The organism is Lentzea sp. NBRC 105346, assembly GCF_030269605.1.
Classification (GTDB): Bacteria; Actinomycetota; Actinomycetes; order Mycobacteriales; family Pseudonocardiaceae; genus Lentzea.
The window spans coordinates 9174-25168 of record NZ_BSTQ01000001.1; the positions used below are offsets into that span (position 1 = coordinate 9174).

Below are 15995 nucleotides of genomic sequence, written 5' to 3' on the forward strand. Positions count from 1 at the left end.
ATGCGACTGGGCCGCGAGCAGTACGAGCGTGAGTTGTTCCGCCTGCAGGTGGAGCTGGTGAAGCTGCAGGAGTGGGTGCGCGCCGAGGGTGCCCGGCTGGTCGTCGTGTTCGAGGGACGGGACGCGGCGGGCAAGGGCAGCGCGATCAAGCGGATCACCGAGCACCTCAACCCGCGGGTCGCGCGGATCGTGGCGTTGCCCGCGCCGAGTGAGCGTGAGCGCACGCAGTGGTACTTCCAGCGTTACGTCGCACATCTACCCGCGGCGGGGGAGATCGTGCTGCTGGATCGCAGCTGGTACAACCGCGCGGGCGTCGAACGGGTCATGGGGTTCTGCACGCCCGAGGAGCACCGGTTGTTCCTGCGGCAGTGCCCGGTGTTCGAGCGCATGCTCGTCGAGGACGGCATCCTGTTGCGCAAGTACTGGTTCTCGGTGAGCGACGCCGAGCAGGAGCGTCGTTTCCGCAAGCGGCTGGACGACCCGCTCAAGCGCTGGAAGCTCTCACCCATGGACCTCGAGTCGCTGACCCGCTGGGAGGACTACTCGCGGGCCAAGGACGAGATGCTGGTGCACACCGACGTTCCCGAGTCCCCTTGGTACGTCGTGGAAGGCGACGACAAGCGGCGGGCCCGGATCAACATGATCGCGCACCTGCTGAGCACCATCGAGTACCGGGACGTTGCGACGCCGGTGTTGAAGCTGCCGAAACGGCCGCCGTCGACCGGGTACCAGCGCACTGCCCGGAGCCTGCAGACCGAGGTGCCAGATCACGCGTCGACGCTGGCGCTCACAAAGCTTTGAACACCGTGGCGTAGTCCACCTGCCCGCCGCGCGACGACAGCGGAGCCGGACGGGATTCCGTGCGGCGCAACACGGTCAGACTGTTCTGGGTCAGCTTGTGCGGCTCAACCAGATTGACCATCTCCAGCTCACCGGGATGCGCGTGCAGCACGTCGGCGATGTAGTCGACGATCGCCTCCCCTTCGGGATAGGTCATCAGGTAGTGCATGACGACCAACCCGCCCGCCGGATTGATCAGATCCCAGAAGTTCTCGAAGAAGTACAGACACTCCCACGCGTCCACCCAAGCCAGGTCGATCGGCGCGAACCCCGCGGGCAGCAGAGCACGGCACGACTGCAGAGGCGCGTTGATCACGGTGACGTCCAGATCCAACGAGTCCAGCACCGAACGCACCAGCGGCGCGGACGACGTGGGCAGCGACAGGTCGTCGACCGCCACGAACTCCGGCCGATACGGCGACGCGTAGAACGAGGGCGCCAGCAGCGCCGGCGGCTCGTACAGCCACGCGTCGTCGATCGGACGATCCTGCTTCGCGACCAGTCCCGAGTGCTCGGCGCGGACCTGCGATTCCAGGGCGGCGAGCGCGGAGGCGATGAACGGCGTGGTGTACCCCATGCCGACCTCGAGCACCCGGCGCGGCCGGACGAGCTGGATCAGCAGTTGCAGCAACGGCGCCACGACCTCTGTGCCCATGCCGGGCACCCGCAGGCGCGCAACGGCTTCCTCGAATGTCACAGCGCCTCCACGAACCGTGCCAACCGGATCACACCCTCTTCGATGTCCTCGGGGTCGAGGTAGCTGCACGCCAGCCGCAGGGCGTGCGTGCCGCCACCGCCGAGGTGGAAGTGCCGCATCGGCGTCCAGATCACGCCGAACGAGTCCGCGCAGTGCTCCAGCAGTTCGTCCGTGACCGGCACCGGGAGCGTCGCGACCACGAAGAACCCGCCCGCCGGCCGGTTCCACGTGATCGGCAGACCGGTGAGGTGACGGTCCATCGCGTCGAGCAGCATTCGCAGGTTGCGCCGGTACAGCACGGCCTTCCCGCGGGCCATGGCGTTGATCGACCCGCCGTGCTCCAGCAGCATGCCGCCGATCACGGCCTGACTCAAAGCCGAGGTGTTGACCGTGACCATGCTCTTGACCGTGGCGATGGCATCTGCGAGCCCCGGTTGGTCCGCGACGACGAACCCAACGCGCGCGCCGGGGAAGCACGTCTTGGCGAACGTCCCGAAATGGATCACCTGACCGGACGTGTCGAGCGCCTTCAAGGGAGGCAGGTGATCGGCCGCGGTGAACCCGTAGGCGTTGTCCTCCAACAGGATCACGCCCCGCCGCCGCGCGTCCGCCAGCAGCCGCTGGCGGGCGGCCAGCGACATCCGGTTGCCGGTCGGGTTCGCGAAGTCCGGTGCGACGTAGAGCACCGGGAACCCGTCGAGCCTGGTCAGGTCCCGCACCGGGACGATGTCGATGCCCAGCACCCTGGCCGCGCCCGCGACTCCGACGTAGCTCGGGTCCACGATGCCGACCGCGTCGCAGCCTAATGCGCGCAGCGTCACGAACAGCGCCTCCTGGCAGCCGACCGTGACCACGATGGACTCGGGCCCCACCTCGATGCCCTCGTCGCACCGCAACGCGTTCGCGATCAGGTCGTTGATCAGCCCACGGCTCGGCCCGTACTGGTACAGCCGCCGCCGCACCTCCGAGTCTGTGAACCCCTTGCCCCGCAGGTGATCGCAGTAGCGATCGATGTATCGCGCGACGGAGATGCCCGCGAAGAACCGTTCGTGCGGGGCGCCGGGCGCGAACGAGATCGACTTCGGGTAGCGGTCCACGACCTCGTTGAGGAAGTTCAACGACTGCAGCACGGGATCGTCCAGGTTCACCGGCGCGCCTTCCTCGCCACGGACGCGAGCACATCCGGGCTGTACATGCGTTTCGCCTGCTCGAACGAGAACGCCGCCAGATACCGGCGGAACAGTTCGGGCGGCTCCTCGGCCAGGTTCAGCATCCGCCGGTTCGCCAGCACGGCCGGCGCGGAGAGGTCGGCGACCGCGGCGTCGACGGCCTCGTCCATGAGCTGAGCAGGCACGATCTCGTCGCACAGCAACCGGGCGTCGGGATCGGAGGTGTGCACGCGCCGCCCGCCGAGGATGATCCGCCGGGCTAGCCGGCCGCCGGTCAGCCGGGTGAGCCGCAGGTTCGCCACACCCGGCACGATGCCCTCGTGCGCGGCGGGCAGGCTGAAGTACGCGCCCTCCTCGGCGATCACCTTGTCCAGCACCAGAAGCAGCTGCAGCCCGCCGCCGATGGCGAACGAGTCCACCGCGCCCACCCACGGCTTCTCGGCGCCGGACAGCAGGCCGCGCACGATCTTGTGGATGAACCCGGCCTCGCGGCGCAGCAGGAAGTCGACGAACGAGATCCGCCCGTGGTGCAGGTCGGTCAGGTTGATGCCCGCGCTGAACACCCGCCGCCCCACGTACTTCGGATGCGACACCACACCGCCTCGCAGCACGCCGACCCGTACCTCGTCATCGAGCAACGCGAGGTCGACGGCCGTTTCCAGGTCCTCCACGAGCTGGTCGTTCTCGGCGTTGAGCACCTGCGGGTTGTGGATCGTCACGTGCGCCGCGCCGTCGCGGCGTTCCAGGTGCACGGTCTCCAGCTTGAGCTGTCCGTTCGCGCGGAACTCCGGCAGCAGCGCGATCGACCGGTCGGTGGGCTGCCGCATCGTGTCGAGCAGGTGCCCACCAGAACGCGCCGAGCCGAACAACCCGGAGAACAGAATGCCCTGCTCGATCTCCCGGCCTGCCTTGTCCGCCTGGTCGTGCCGGCGCTCCTCGGCGATCTCGTCCCAGGTGGGCACGAGACCGGGGAACAGTTCGGCCGCCCGATACGCGACGTCGGCGAGGACGAGCCGTTCACCGGCGGTGACCTGGGCGTAGATGTCGTCGGCGCGGTCGGTGACGAACCGCAGCCGCGAATCGGTGTCCCACCTCATTCGGCCTCCCCGGCGCGCAGGTACCGATCGCACGCCGCGAGGTGCGCACCCAGAGCCTCTTCGAACTGCATGCTGCCCGCGTCGAGCATGAGCCGGCGCCGGATCGCGATCTCCTTGCCCGCCAACGTCTTGAGCTCCGTGATCGCCGCGTCCGGGTTGTCGGCGATCTCGTCAATCAGGCCCAGGGAAGCGGCCTCGGACGCGTCCAGTTCGCCGCCGAACAACGCGAGCCGCCGGGCGCGTGCCGCGCCGGCCTGCACGACCAGGCGGTAGAGCGCCATGCCGGGCCACGGGTGCAGATGCAGCCGAAAGCCGGGTGCCGCGAGCCGATAGTCCGTCACCAGCAACAGTTCCGCCGCCGCGCCCGCACAGCCGCCGGACGCGATCGCGATCGTGGTGGCGGGAACGCGTTCGAGCTTGCGCAGCGCCTGTTCCCACTTGCCGACGAGGTGCACGTCGACCTTGCCGGGCCACTCCACCGACCCGGATCCCAGTCGCACGACGAGCATTCCGTCGTCCTCGGCCCGAGCCCGCGCACGGTCGACGCGGTCGATCAGCTCGGTCGTGAGCGGCTCCGCGCCGCTGATCTCCAGTTCCACGCTCACCACCGCACCAGTGCGGTCTCGATGGTCGATCCCGGTCCCATGGTGACCAGCACGCCGTGGTCGCCGGGACGGGCGACGTCCTCGGCGAGCAGGCGCTGGTAGGAGAACAGGAACGACCCGCTGGACAGGTTGCCGTGGTCGTGCAGCACACCGGTGGTGTGCCGCAGGTCGTGCACGGTCAGCCCGAGGTTGATCTTCATGGCGTCGATGACCTTCTTGCCGCCGGGATGGACCACCCAGTGCGCGATGTCGGACCGCCGCAGGCCGGTGCCCATCAGGAGTCCGTCGATGGCCTGCTCGGCGTGTGCGCCGACTACGTACGGCACGTCGCGGTCGAGGTGGAAGCTGAACGCGCCGTGGCCGGAGTCCCAGTCGTACCGCATCGCCCCGATCGCCTCGGGGATCAGGCAGCTGGCGAACTTCAGCACTTCCGGCCCGTCCCCGCCGGCCTGCACGGCCAGTGCCGCGGCGCCGTCACCGAACAGGCTGTCCACAACGGATGTCCGCATGGTGCCGTCGATGACGTAAGCCGCCGAGCACACCTCGATGCAGACGAGCAGCGCGACGCGGCCGGGGTTCGCGGCGGCCCAGCCGCTCACGGCGTTGAGGGCGTTGAGCCCGGCGTTGCAGCCCATCCCGACCACGTCGAGCCGTTGCGTGCCGGTCGAGAGTCCCAGCTCCTTGATCAGCAACGCGCTGAAGCCCGGTGTGATGAACCCGGTCGACGACACGCAGCACAGGTAGCCGATGTCGCGGTCGAGGAACGACTTCATCGCCTCGCTGCCGAGCCGCACGCCCCACGACTGGTGCTTCGCGAGCAGCTCGCCCTGCGCCTCGCGGCACGGGCGGCCGTCCGCGTCGAGCGGGGGCAGCACGAGGTTGCGCCGCTCGATCGCGCTGTTGAGGAACAGCGAACGGATACGCGGGTCGTCGATGCCGAACAGGTCGAGGACCTCGCGCTGGGTATAGGAGTCTGGCGGGGTGGCGGTGCCCACGCCGAGCAGGGCTGTCACTGCTGGGCGTCCATCTGTTGACGAAGGCTCTCCGGACGCATGTCCGTCCAGTTCGTCTCGACGTACTCCAGGCAGGCCGCTCTGGTGTCCTCACCGAACACGGTCGTCCATCCCTCGGGCACATCGACGAACGACGGCCACAGCGAGTACTGCTTCTCCTCGTTGATGAGCACGAGGAACCGGCCGTCCTCGTCGTCGAACGGGTTCGTCATGGCGTGATCTCCTTCAGGATCCGGCCAACCGCGGCGAGTGGCTCGGGCCGCGTCATGGCGTCGTGCGTGCAGGCGACCCGGTGTCGCCGCACCTGTCCGGTGACGTGCGGTTCCCACGCGTCGGCCGTGGGAGCGCCGGCCGGTTGGTCCTCGGTGGCGGCGATGTGCACCAGGTCGCCCCGGAGGACACCGGGCACCGCCTCGCGCGTGACCGCGACGTTCGCGCGGTACACGCGGGCCTGAGCCTCGAGCCGGTCGCCCAGTTCGACCTCCTCGGCGTAGGCGCGCATCGCCGTCAACGCCTCGTCGGGTGTCGGCACCGGCAGCGGCGTGGCCGCGGGCGGGTACGCGTCGAGCAGCACCACCTGGGCGACCTCGTGACCCAGTTCCTGCAACCGGACCGCGACCTCGTGCGCGAGGAACCCGCCGAGCGACCAGCCGAGGAGGTGGTACGGGCCCTCGGTGGCCAGGATGTCGGCCACATACCGGTCGACGAGCTCGCCGAACGTCTCCGCGGGCGTCGCCGCCTGCAGACCGATCACGGGCCGGTCTAGATGCCGGACGAGCCCGGCGTAGCACCAGCTCAACCCGCCGACCGGCGGCAGGCAGAACAACGGCGGCCCGCTGCCGTCGCGCCGCAACGGCAGCACGGTGTCCACCGCGGGACGCGGGTCGGCCAGCTCCGCGACCGTCGGCGCGTGGAACAGGTCCGCCACCGTCAGCTCGACGCCGAGCACGGCGCGGATCCGGTTGACCAGCCGTACCCCGAGCAACGAATGGCCGCCCAGGGCGAAGAAGTTGTCGTCCACGCCCGCCTCGCGGCCGAGGACCTCGCTGAACAGTCCACAGAGGACTTCCTCGTGCGGCGTGCGGGGGCCGCGTGAAACCGGCATCTCCGGGTCGGGCAGGGCGGCGCGGTCGACCTTGGCGCTGCTGGTCAACGGCAACGCGTCGAGTTCCACGATGACCGCGGGCACCAGGTAACCCGGCAGCTGTTCGGCAAGGAGTCCACGCAGGCCGGTGCTGTCACCGGTCACATACGCGACGAGCCGGTCGTTCCTCGCGACGACGGCGGCCTGCGACACGTGCCGCAGCAGCGCCGCCTCGATCTCGGCCGGCTCGACCCGGATGCCGCGGATCTTGATCTGGTCGTCGGTGCGGCCGGCGAACTCCAGCTGCCCCTTGGCGTTCCACCGCGCCAGGTCGCCCGTGCGGTACATCCGGCCCCCGAACGGACAGGCCACAAATCGTTCCGCGGTCAGACCGGGCTTCCCGTGGTATCCGCGTGCGACCTGCGCACCCGCCAGGTAGAGCTCACCGACGACACCGGGCGGCACGAGCCGCAACCGCTCGTCCAGCACGTACGCCCGCGTGTTCGGGATCGGACGGCCGAGCGCCGGACCGTCTACCGGGGTGTCGATCGTGTAGACCGTGGTCTCCGTGGGCCCGTAGGAGTTGCGGCTGCCCGCCGGCAGTGACCGCGCGAGTTCGGGATCGAGGTACTCGCCGCCGGTCCGCGTCACCGGCACCGAGCCGAGGTGCCGCACGAACGTCGGAGTCGCCGAGAGCAGGTCCACGTCACCGACCTCATCATCGACCAGGTGCAGCTCATGGCCCGCGAACATGAGCAGCAGGCCTTCCCACGACATGTCGAACGTGAACGCCGAGGCGTTCGCGACCCGCAGCCGGCTTCCGACGGCCGTGTGGTGGTGGAACAGGTTCGCGAGCGAACGGTGTTCGACAATGACGGCCTTCGGCCGCCCGGTCGAGCCGGACGTGTAGATCACGTACGCGGCGTTCGCCGGGTCGATCTCCACGTCCGGTGCGGTGCTCGGATACCCGTCGAGCGCCGGGAGTTCGTCCAGCACGAGGAAGGGCTTGGCGTCGTCGAGCATGAACGCCGTTCGCTCGGTGCCGGCGTCGAGCGGCAGGTACGCGGCGCCCGACTTGAGCACGCCAAGAATCGCGACGATCAGGCCCACCGACCGCGGCAACCGCAACGCCACGATCCGCTCCGGTCCGGCACCTCGCGAGATCAGCCAGTGCGCCAACCTGTTCGCATGGGCGTCCAGTGCGGCCGCCGTCAGGTGCGAGTCCCCGTGCACCACCGCGATCTCGTCGTGCACGACGAACAGGTCGGGCACGGTCCGCGCCGGGTACGGCGTGCTCGTCCACTCCAGCAACGCGGTGCGTTCGTGATCAGAGAGGAGGTTGGCGTCCCCGATCGGCAGATCCGGCTGCGCGACGACATTGTTGAGCAATCGGACGAACCGTTCGGCGATGTCGAACGCCGTTCGACGGTCGAACAGGTCGGTGCGGTAGTTCAACGCGAGGTGATCGTCGGCGACGGTGAACGCGAGGTCGAACTTGGCCACGCCGAGGTCGGCGAGCGCCGGGCTGACCGTGACGCCGGGCAGGTTGAGCTCGGGCGCGACGGTGTTGCGCGTGCCGAGCATGACCTGGAACAGCGGGTGCCGGGCCAGGGTGCGCGACGGGTTGAGCAGCTCGACGAGCCGTTCGAACGGCAGGTCCTGGTGCGCGTACGCGGCGAGGTCCGTGGTCCGCACGCGGTCGAGCAGCTCGCGGAACGTGGGGTCGCCGGACGTGTCGATGCGCAGCACCAGCGTGTTGAGGAAGCAGCCGACCAGGTCGTCCAGCACCTCGTCGGTGCGGCCGGCCACGGCGGTGCCGATCGGGATGTCGGTGCCGGCGCCGAGCCGGGTGAGCAGCGCGGCGAGTACGGCGTGCAGCACCATGAACTCGCTGACCTGCGCGTCGCGGGCCAGCCCGGAGACGTCCGCGGTGAGCGGAACCTCCACGACGTCACCGCGGTGGTCCGGCACCGCGGGCCGCGGCCGGTCGAGCGGCAGGGCCAGCTCCTCGGGCAGCCCGGCCAATGCCGACGTCCAGTGCGCGGCCTGCTCGGTGAGGTCGAGATCCTGTTGCCATAAAGCGAAGTCCGCGTACTGCACTGGCAGCGGCTCCCACGCCGGCGGCGCTCCGGCGAGCCGCGCGGTGTAGGCGGTCGACAGGTCGCGCATCAGCGGCGCCATCGACCAGCCGTCGGCCGCGATGTGGTGCAGCACGAGGACCAGCACGTGCTCGTCGCCGTCAGCGAACAGGTGCACCCGCAACGGAAGGTCCGTGGTGAGGTCGAACCCCTGCCGCACTGCGGCGGTCACTGCCTCCGCTGAATAGTCCAGAACGGACAGTTCTGGTAGGGCATCCGTCAGTTGCTGAACGGTGTCCGGATAGATCGTGCGCAGGATCTCGTGCCGCCCCACCACGTCACGCAACGCGAGACGCAGCGCGTCGTGGTCGAGCGGTCCGGTGAGCCGCAGCGCGGTGGGCATGTTGTACGCCGACGCCATGCCGTCGAGCCGGTTGAGGAACCACAGCCGTTGCTGCGCGAACGACAGCGGCACCCGCTCCGGCCGCGGCACGGGCCGGACACCGGCGCGCCCGGTACCACTGGCGATGTGCTCCAGCAGCGCGGCGGGAGTGGCGGCCTCGAATACCGTTCGGATGGCCACCTCCGCGCCGAACGCGACCCTGATCTTCGACACCAGTCGCGTCGCGAGCAGCGAGTGCCCGCCGAGGGTGAAGAAGTTGTCATCCGGTCCGACCGCCGGCAGACCGAGCACCTCGGCGAACAGCCCGCACAGCAGCTCCTCGCGCGGCGTGCGCGGCGCGACGTCCGACGCCGTGAACTCCGGATCGGCCAGCGCGTCCCGGTCGAGCTTTCCGTTGACCGTCAACGGGAACGACTCCACCGCTACGATCGCTGACGGCACCATGTGCTCGGGCAGCCTGGCCCGCAACGCCTCCACGAGCCCGTCCGGCACGGCGAACGGCACGTTGGTGAACGCGCTCAGGTCCCCGGCCGGCGTGCCGGACGGACGCAGCACGACGTCGTACCGGTAGCGGCTCAGCTCGTTGTCGTAGCCCGTGCCCTTGGCCAGGATCTCCGCAGTCCCGAGCCGGCGGAACAGCTCGGGATCGATGATCAGCTCGGCTTCACGGGCCATGGCGCGCTCGACGCCGGACGGGTTGATCTCGGTGTGCAGCGCGCGCAACGACCGCAGATCGCGCACGTCACCGACGAAGATCGTGCCGCCCGGCGCCAGCAGCTCCCGCGCCTTGGCCAGCACGTCGGCGAGGTACCCGGCGTTCGGGAAGTACTGCACCACGGAGTTGAGCACGACGACGTCGAAGAACCCGCGCGGCAGACCGGTGATGTCGTCGGCCGCCTGGGTGCGCAGCACGACGTTCGGCGCGGGCCGCAGCCGGTTGATCGCGACCGGCGAGAGGTCGGTGCCCCAGTAGGTTTCGCATTCCGGCGCCAGCTCGGTGAGCAGCAGACCGGTGCCGACACCGATCTCCAGCAGGCGTTTCCCGCCGAGGGCACGGATGCGCGATACCGTGTCGTCCCGCCACTGCCGCATCTCGCGGAGCGGGATCGGCTGCCCGTCGAAGGAGTTGTTCCAGCCGACGAACGGGTCGTCCGCGCCGCGGTACACGGAGCCGAACAGCTGCCGCCACTGCTCGACGTGCGCGGCACCGGCGGTACCGGGCACGACGTAGGCGACGAGCCGGTCGTCTCGCACCGCGACCGCCGCCCGCGCGACACCCGGCTGCGCGGCGAGCACGGACTCGATCTCGCCGGGCTCGATCCGGATGCCGCGGACCTTGATCTGGTCGTCGGTACGGCCCGCGAACTCCAGCTGTCCCTTGGCGTTCCACCGTCCGAGGTCGCCGGTCCGGTACATCCGGCCGTGCGGCGACGCGACGAACCGCTCGGCCGTCAGGCCCGGTTGCTTCAGGTAACCGCGTGCGAGCTGCGGGCCCTCGATGTACAGCTCACCCGTGACGCCCGGCGGCACCGGCCGCAGCGCGGAGTCCAGCACGTGTACCCGCATGTTCGAGATCGGCGTGCCGAGCGTGGCGCCGTCGACCGGCATCTCGACGGCGTACACCGTCGTCTCCGTTGGGCCGTAGGAGTTTTGGCCCGGCAGGTCCTGGTGCAGGTACTCGCCGCCGAGCCGCAGCATCCGCGGCCGGTGGGGGAGCAGCTGCGCGAACGACGGCGTGAGCGCGACGAGGTCGATGTCGTGGTCGCGCAGATACCGGCCGAGCAACTCGGGATCGCGCCGCGTGTCGTCGTCGACGAGGTGCACCTCGTGGCCCGCGAACAGGAACAGCAGGCTCTCCCATGCCATGTCGAACGTGAACGCCGCCGTCGCCGCGACCCGCAGGCGTTCGCTCGTGTCCGTGTGGTGCTGGAACAGGTTCGCGAGCGAACGGTGTTCGACAATGACGCCCTTCGGCCGTCCGGTCGACCCGGACGTGTACATGACGTACGCGGGATGGCGCGGATCCCGGGCCACAACCGGGTCCGTGGCCGGGTAGCCGGTCAGGTCGGGCAGCGCGTCCAGGACGAACACCGGGTCGGTGTCGTCGAGCAGGAACGCGATGCGCTCGTCGGGCTGCGTGACGTCGATCGGCAGGAACGCGGCGCCGGACTTCAAAACAGCCAGAATCGCCAAGACGAAGTCGGCCGAACGCGGCAACGCGATCGCGACGATCTTCTCGGGACCGGCGCCTTGTTCGACGATGTAGTGCGCAAGCCGGGCGGCCCTGGCGTCGAGGTCGCTGATGCTCTCGTCGCCGAACACGAGCGTGGTCTCTTCCGGTACCCGGAACAGCGGCTGCACGGGGAAGGAGCGGCTCGTGTCGTTCCAGCGCGCGAGGGCCGCGTGCTCCCCGGCCGTGAGCACGTCGGGGTCGCGCAGGTCCGCGACGCCTTCGAACACCCGGACCAGCCGGTCGGCGATCGTGCGGACGGCGTCCTCGGCGAACACCTCCGGCCGGTAGACCAGGCCGAGGCTCAGTGCCTGGCCGGGGCTCGCGACGAGCGCCAGCGGGTAGTGCGTCGAGTTCTGGTCGGTGATCCGCCGCACCGGCAGTTCTTCCGTGCTGTGCGGGTAGTTCTGCAGCACGGTGATCGTGTCGAACAGGTCGCCGAGATCCGCGAGGTTGACGTGCTGGTGCGGCGTGAGCGCGGCCTGCTCGTCCTGCAGACTCCGCAGCATCTCGGCCATCGGCCGGTTCAGCCGCACCCGGACGGGCAGCGTGTTCAGCAGCAGCCCGACGATGTTCTCCACGCCGGGAATGTCCGCCGGACGGTTCGCGGCCGTGCCGCCGAACACCACGTCGTCGCGGCCGGTCAGCCGGCCGAGCAGGATCGCCCACGCGCCCTGAACCAGCGTGTTCAGCGTGACCCCGAGCTGCCGTGCGCGGGCGCGCAGCCGTTCGGACAGGCCCTCGGACAGCGCCAGCCGGACCTGTTCGGACGCTCCCGGCGTGCGGTCGGCCCCCGGAGCCAGCAGCGTCGGGTCCACTCCGGACAGTGCGGTCCGCCATGCTTCGAGAGCTTGTGTGCGGTCCTGTGTCTGCAGCCACGCGAGGTACTCGCGGTACGACGTGACCGGTCCGGGTTCGCCGCCGAACAGCTCGGTGAGCACGATCGGCAACGACCAGCCGTCGAGCAGCACATGGTGGTGGCTCAGCACCAGCAACCGGCCGTTGACCAGCGTGAACCGGATCAACGGCGGCCGCGCCGGGTCGAACCTCCGCGCGCGGTCCGCGGCGAGGAACGTCTCGACGTCCGTGGTTTCCACCTCTGCCCACGGCAGGTCGACGTCGCTGATGAACTGCAGCTGTTCGGAGAACCCGGCTCGCAGGCTCGGATGCCTGCGCAGCAACTCCTCCGCGTTCCGGCGCAGCGTCACGGGGTCGGGATGGTCCAGCGCGAAACAGATCTGCGACGTGTACGGGTCGGCCGTGTCGTCGTGGAACAGGTTGTGGAACAGCAGGTTCTCCTGCAACGGCGCGAGCGGCCAGATGTCCGTGACGCCCGGCCGGGCCGCCACCAGCTCGTCGATCTCGGCCTGCGACACCGGCGCCAGCACGTCGGACGGCGTCAGGCCGCCTTCCATCGGGCGCTCGAGGTGGCGGGCGAACCGGTCGGCCAGCTCGCGGATCTCGGTCTCGGTGAACGCGTTGGCGCGCCACGCCCAGGAGATCTCCAGCCGCCCGTCCCGCGTCAGTGCGTTGATCTCCAGCGCGTGCGCTAGTTCTGGGTCGCCGCCGGCGTGGAGCTCGCTGTCGAGACGGCCCAGATAGTTGAAGCCCACCAGCGGTTCCGGTCCGTCGAGCTCGCCGGTGATGTACCGGAGGATGCCGTAGCCGATGCCGTTGTCCGGGATCGCGCGCAGCTGTTCCTTGACCTGCTTCAGGTCGCCGTCGAGCCGGACGGGGTGGTGGCTGGTGAACCAGCCCACGGTCCGTTCGAGATCGCGGCCTTCGCGGCCGTGCCGTTCGACATTGACGAACAGCGTTCGACCCCAAGCCTGAGCCAGCGCGGTGAGCAGCACCTCGTCCACCCGATATCGCTCGGGTGGGGTGATGTTCGGCAATGTCGAACGCAGTTCGCGCCGAGGCCCGGAGATGTCGCGGTCGGTATCGACGCACATCCCGGTCCACAGGGGAATCTCGTGCGAACGGTCCTGGGTGGCCAGGTCGAGAGCCCACGAGCGGAACGACCGGCCGACCGGGTCGAGCGACCGGCCGTCGAGCGCGGCCTCGAGGTCCGGCAGCAGGATGCGCCACGAGACGCCGTCGACGACGAGATGGTGCGCGACGAGCAGCACCCGCTCGTCCTCGCAGACGGCTTGGAGCATGACACCGTCGGCGGGGGACAACCGGTCCAGCGCCGACTCCAGGCTGTCAGCGAGGCAGTTCTCGGCGTTGACGTGGTCGAGTACCTCCAGCTCCCAGCCGGGGCTCAGTCGCATGCGCAGGGCGTCGTGATGGTCGAACAGCACCTGCAACGCCGCGGTGAGCCGCTCCGGCGTCGTCCGCACCGCCAGCTCGGCCGACTGGTGGAACCGGTCGATCGAACCGCCCTGTGCGCGTAGCCGATGCATCGCGGGGGTGAGCGGAACCGGCCCGACGCCGGTGTCGTGCACCGTGGCGGTCGTGGTCGCGACACGGGCGAGTGCAGCGATGGTCTTGTGCTGGAAGACGTCCTTGTACGTCAGCCCGAACTCGGCCCGCCGAGCCTGGTTCACGAGCTGCATGCTCATGATGCTGTCGCCGCCGAGCGCGAAAAAGTCGTCGTCGACACCGGCGGACACGCCCAGCACCTCGGCGAACACCGTGGCCAGCACACGTTCGGCCTCGGTGCGCGGCTGGCCGTTCGACGACGTGAACACGGGTTCGGGAAGTGCGGCTCGATCGAGCTTGCCGTTCGACATGAGCGGAAGCCGTTCGACCATGACGAACGCCGACGGGATCAGGTGGTCCGGTAGGACGTCGGCCAGCAACGCCCGGAAGTCTCTCGCGACACCGGTGACATAGGCGACGAGCCGGCCGTCGCGCGCGATCACGGCCGCCTGGTCGGTGTGCCGGAGCAGGGCGGTCTCGATCTCGGCGGGTTCGACCCGGATGCCGCGGATCTTGATCTGGTCGTCGGTGCGGCCGGCGAACTCCAGCTGTCCCTTGCGGTTCCATCGTCCGAGGTCGCCCGTCCGGTACATCCGGCCGTGCGGCGTCGCGACGAACCGCTCGGCCGTCAGTCCCGGCTTGCCGTGGTACCCGCGGGCGACCTGCGCACCGGCGAGGTAGATCTCACCCGTGACACCGGGCGGCACCTCGCGGAGCCGATCGTCCAGCACGTACGCCCGCATGTTCGGGACCGGGCGTCCGAGGACCGATCCGTCGACCGGCGTGTCCACCGCGTAGACGGTCGTTTCCGTTGGCCCGTAGGAGTTGTAGCCCTGGAGGTCCTGCTGCAGGAGCTCGCCGCCGAGTCGCAGGATCCGCGGGTGGTGCTGCAGCTGCCGCGCGTACGACGGGGTGGCGGACAGCAGGTCGATGTCGTGCTCGCGCAGGTAGCCGGCGAGCGCCGCGGGATCGCGGCGGGTCGCTTCGTCGATCAGGTGCAGCTCGTGCCCGGCGAAGAGCAGCAGCAGCGACTCCCACACCATGTCGAACGTGAACGCCGCCGTGCACGCGACCCGCAGCCGTTCCTCGACCGCGGTGTGGTGCTGGAACAGGTTGGCGATGTTGCGGTGTTCGACGAGCACGCCCTTCGGCCGGCCCGTCGACCCGGACGTGTACATCACGTACGCCGCGCTGCGCGGGTCGATCCGCACGTTCGGTGCCGTGCCGGGATATCCGCTGGTGTCGGGCAACGCGTCGAGTACGAGGACCGGCCGCGTGTCGTCGAGCAGGTACGCGATGCGTTCGGCCGGGTGGTCCGGGTCGAGCGGGAGGAACGCGGCGCCGGACTTGAGCACGGCGAGGATCGCGACCACGTAGTCGGCGCTGCGCGGCAGTTCCAGAGCCACCACGCGCTCGGATCCGGCGCCCCGCTCGATCAGGTGGTGCGCGAGCCGGTTCGCCCGCGCGTCCAGTTCGGCACCGGTGAGCGTGGTGCCCTCGAACACCAGCGCGGGCCGGTCGTGCACCTCGAACCGCAGCACTTCCTGCCGCAGGGGCTGGGCAGTGTCGTTCCACCGCGCCAACGCGTCCCGTTCGGCCGGGGCGAGGAGGTCGATGTCGCCGAGGCGGACCGACGGATCGGCCACGACCTGGCGCAGCACCCGGACGAACCGTTCGGCGATGTCGAACGCCGTTCGACGGTCGAAGAGGTCGAGGCTGTACTCCAGCATCCCGCGCTCACCGGAGACGCTGAACGACAGGTCGAACTTGGCCACGCCGAGGTCGAGCAGTTCCGGTTCGACGGTCAGCCCAGGCAGGTCGAAGGTGGCGCTGTCCGCGTTCTGCAGCACCAGCATCACCTGGAACAGCGGGTGCCGCGACAGCGACCGCTCGGGGTTGATGAGGTCGACGAGCCGTTCGAACGGCAGGTCCTGGTGCGCGTACGCGGCGAGGTCCGTGGCGCGCACACGGTCCAGCAGCTCGCGGAACGCAGGGTCGCCGGACGTGTCGGTGCGCAGGACGAGCGTGTTGAGGAAGCATCCGACCAGGTCGTGCAGCGCCTCGTCGGTGCGGCCGGCGATCGCGGTGCCGATCGGGATGTCCGTGCCCGCCCCGAGGCCGGTGAGCAGCGTCGCGAGCGCCGCCTGCAGGACCATGAACACGCTGGTCTGCGTGGACCGCGCCAGCTCGCCGATGCCCTGGGGCAGCTCGAACTCGACCGTGCCGCCCCGGTGGCTCGCGACCGCCGGACGCGGTCGGTCCCGTGGCAGCTCCAGCTCCTCGGGCAGGTCGGCGAGCTGCCCGGTCCAGTAGTTCTCCTGCTCGGTGAGGTCCAGTTCCCGTTGCCACAGCGCG

The 15995-nt window shown here is 69.8% G+C and carries 8 protein-coding genes (1 of these 8 only partly in view); 1 reads left to right on the forward strand and 7 read right to left on the reverse strand.

Annotated features, from left to right (window positions below):
* Positions 1-801, forward strand: coding sequence for a polyphosphate kinase 2 (gene ppk2, locus QSK35_RS00065; RefSeq protein ID WP_285741079.1), 801 nt, complete (start codon positions 1-3; stop codon positions 799-801).
* Here the strand turns inward: ppk2 and QSK35_RS00070 are convergent.
* The 7 genes in view from QSK35_RS00070 to QSK35_RS00100 are tightly spaced (each overlapping or abutting the next) and all read right to left on the reverse strand, a layout consistent with a single transcriptional unit that may run on beyond the window.
* Positions 788-1537, reverse strand: a complete 750-nt coding sequence (locus QSK35_RS00070) for an O-methyltransferase (RefSeq protein WP_285741080.1) — start codon at positions 1535-1537, stop codon at positions 788-790. The two genes, ppk2 and QSK35_RS00070, sit on opposite strands and share 14 nt — an antisense overlap.
* On the reverse strand, positions 1534-2685 hold the full coding sequence (locus QSK35_RS00075) for an aminotransferase-like domain-containing protein (RefSeq protein WP_285741081.1): 1152 nt from the start codon (positions 2683-2685) through the stop codon (positions 1534-1536). The genes QSK35_RS00070 and QSK35_RS00075 overlap by 4 nt, the downstream gene beginning before the upstream one ends.
* Positions 2682-3803, reverse strand: a complete 1122-nt coding sequence (locus tag QSK35_RS00080) for an enoyl-CoA hydratase/isomerase family protein (RefSeq protein WP_285741082.1) — start codon at positions 3801-3803, stop codon at positions 2682-2684. The genes QSK35_RS00075 and QSK35_RS00080 overlap by 4 nt, the downstream gene beginning before the upstream one ends.
* Positions 3800-4408 (reverse strand): enoyl-CoA-hydratase DpgB, encoded by a 609-nt coding sequence (gene dpgB, locus QSK35_RS00085; protein WP_285741083.1) that lies wholly within the window; start codon positions 4406-4408, stop codon positions 3800-3802. Before dpgB ends, QSK35_RS00080 begins: the two co-directional genes overlap by 4 nt.
* The gene (dpgA, locus tag QSK35_RS00090) at positions 4405-5421 is read right to left on the reverse strand and encodes a 3,5-dihydroxyphenylacetyl-CoA synthase DpgA (protein ID WP_285741084.1); all 1017 of its coding nucleotides are present in this window, start codon (positions 5419-5421) and stop codon (positions 4405-4407) included. Before dpgA ends, dpgB begins: the two co-directional genes overlap by 4 nt.
* The gene (locus QSK35_RS00095; protein WP_285741085.1) at positions 5418-5633 is read right to left on the reverse strand and encodes an MbtH family protein; all 216 of its coding nucleotides are present in this window, start codon (positions 5631-5633) and stop codon (positions 5418-5420) included. Before QSK35_RS00095 ends, dpgA begins: the two co-directional genes overlap by 4 nt.
* A protein-coding gene (locus QSK35_RS00100) for a non-ribosomal peptide synthase/polyketide synthase (RefSeq protein WP_352242934.1) crosses the window boundary here: on the reverse strand, positions 5630-15995 show its end. Its footprint extends 15224 nt past the window's final position; 10366 of the gene's 25590 nt are visible here — the last part of the coding sequence; its start codon lies off the right edge, out of view; the stop codon is at positions 5630-5632. Before QSK35_RS00100 ends, QSK35_RS00095 begins: the two co-directional genes overlap by 4 nt.

Coding starts and splice junctions, on each gene's coding strand:
- ppk2 (WP_285741079.1), top strand. CDS start 1: ATGCGACTGGGCCGCGAGCAGTACGAGCGTGAGTTGTTCCGCCTGCAG.
- QSK35_RS00080 (WP_285741082.1), bottom strand. CDS start 3,803: ATGAGGTGGGACACCGATTCGCGGCTGCGGTTCGTCACCGACCGCGCC.
- QSK35_RS00095 (WP_285741085.1), bottom strand. CDS start 5,633: ATGACGAACCCGTTCGACGACGAGGACGGCCGGTTCCTCGTGCTCATC.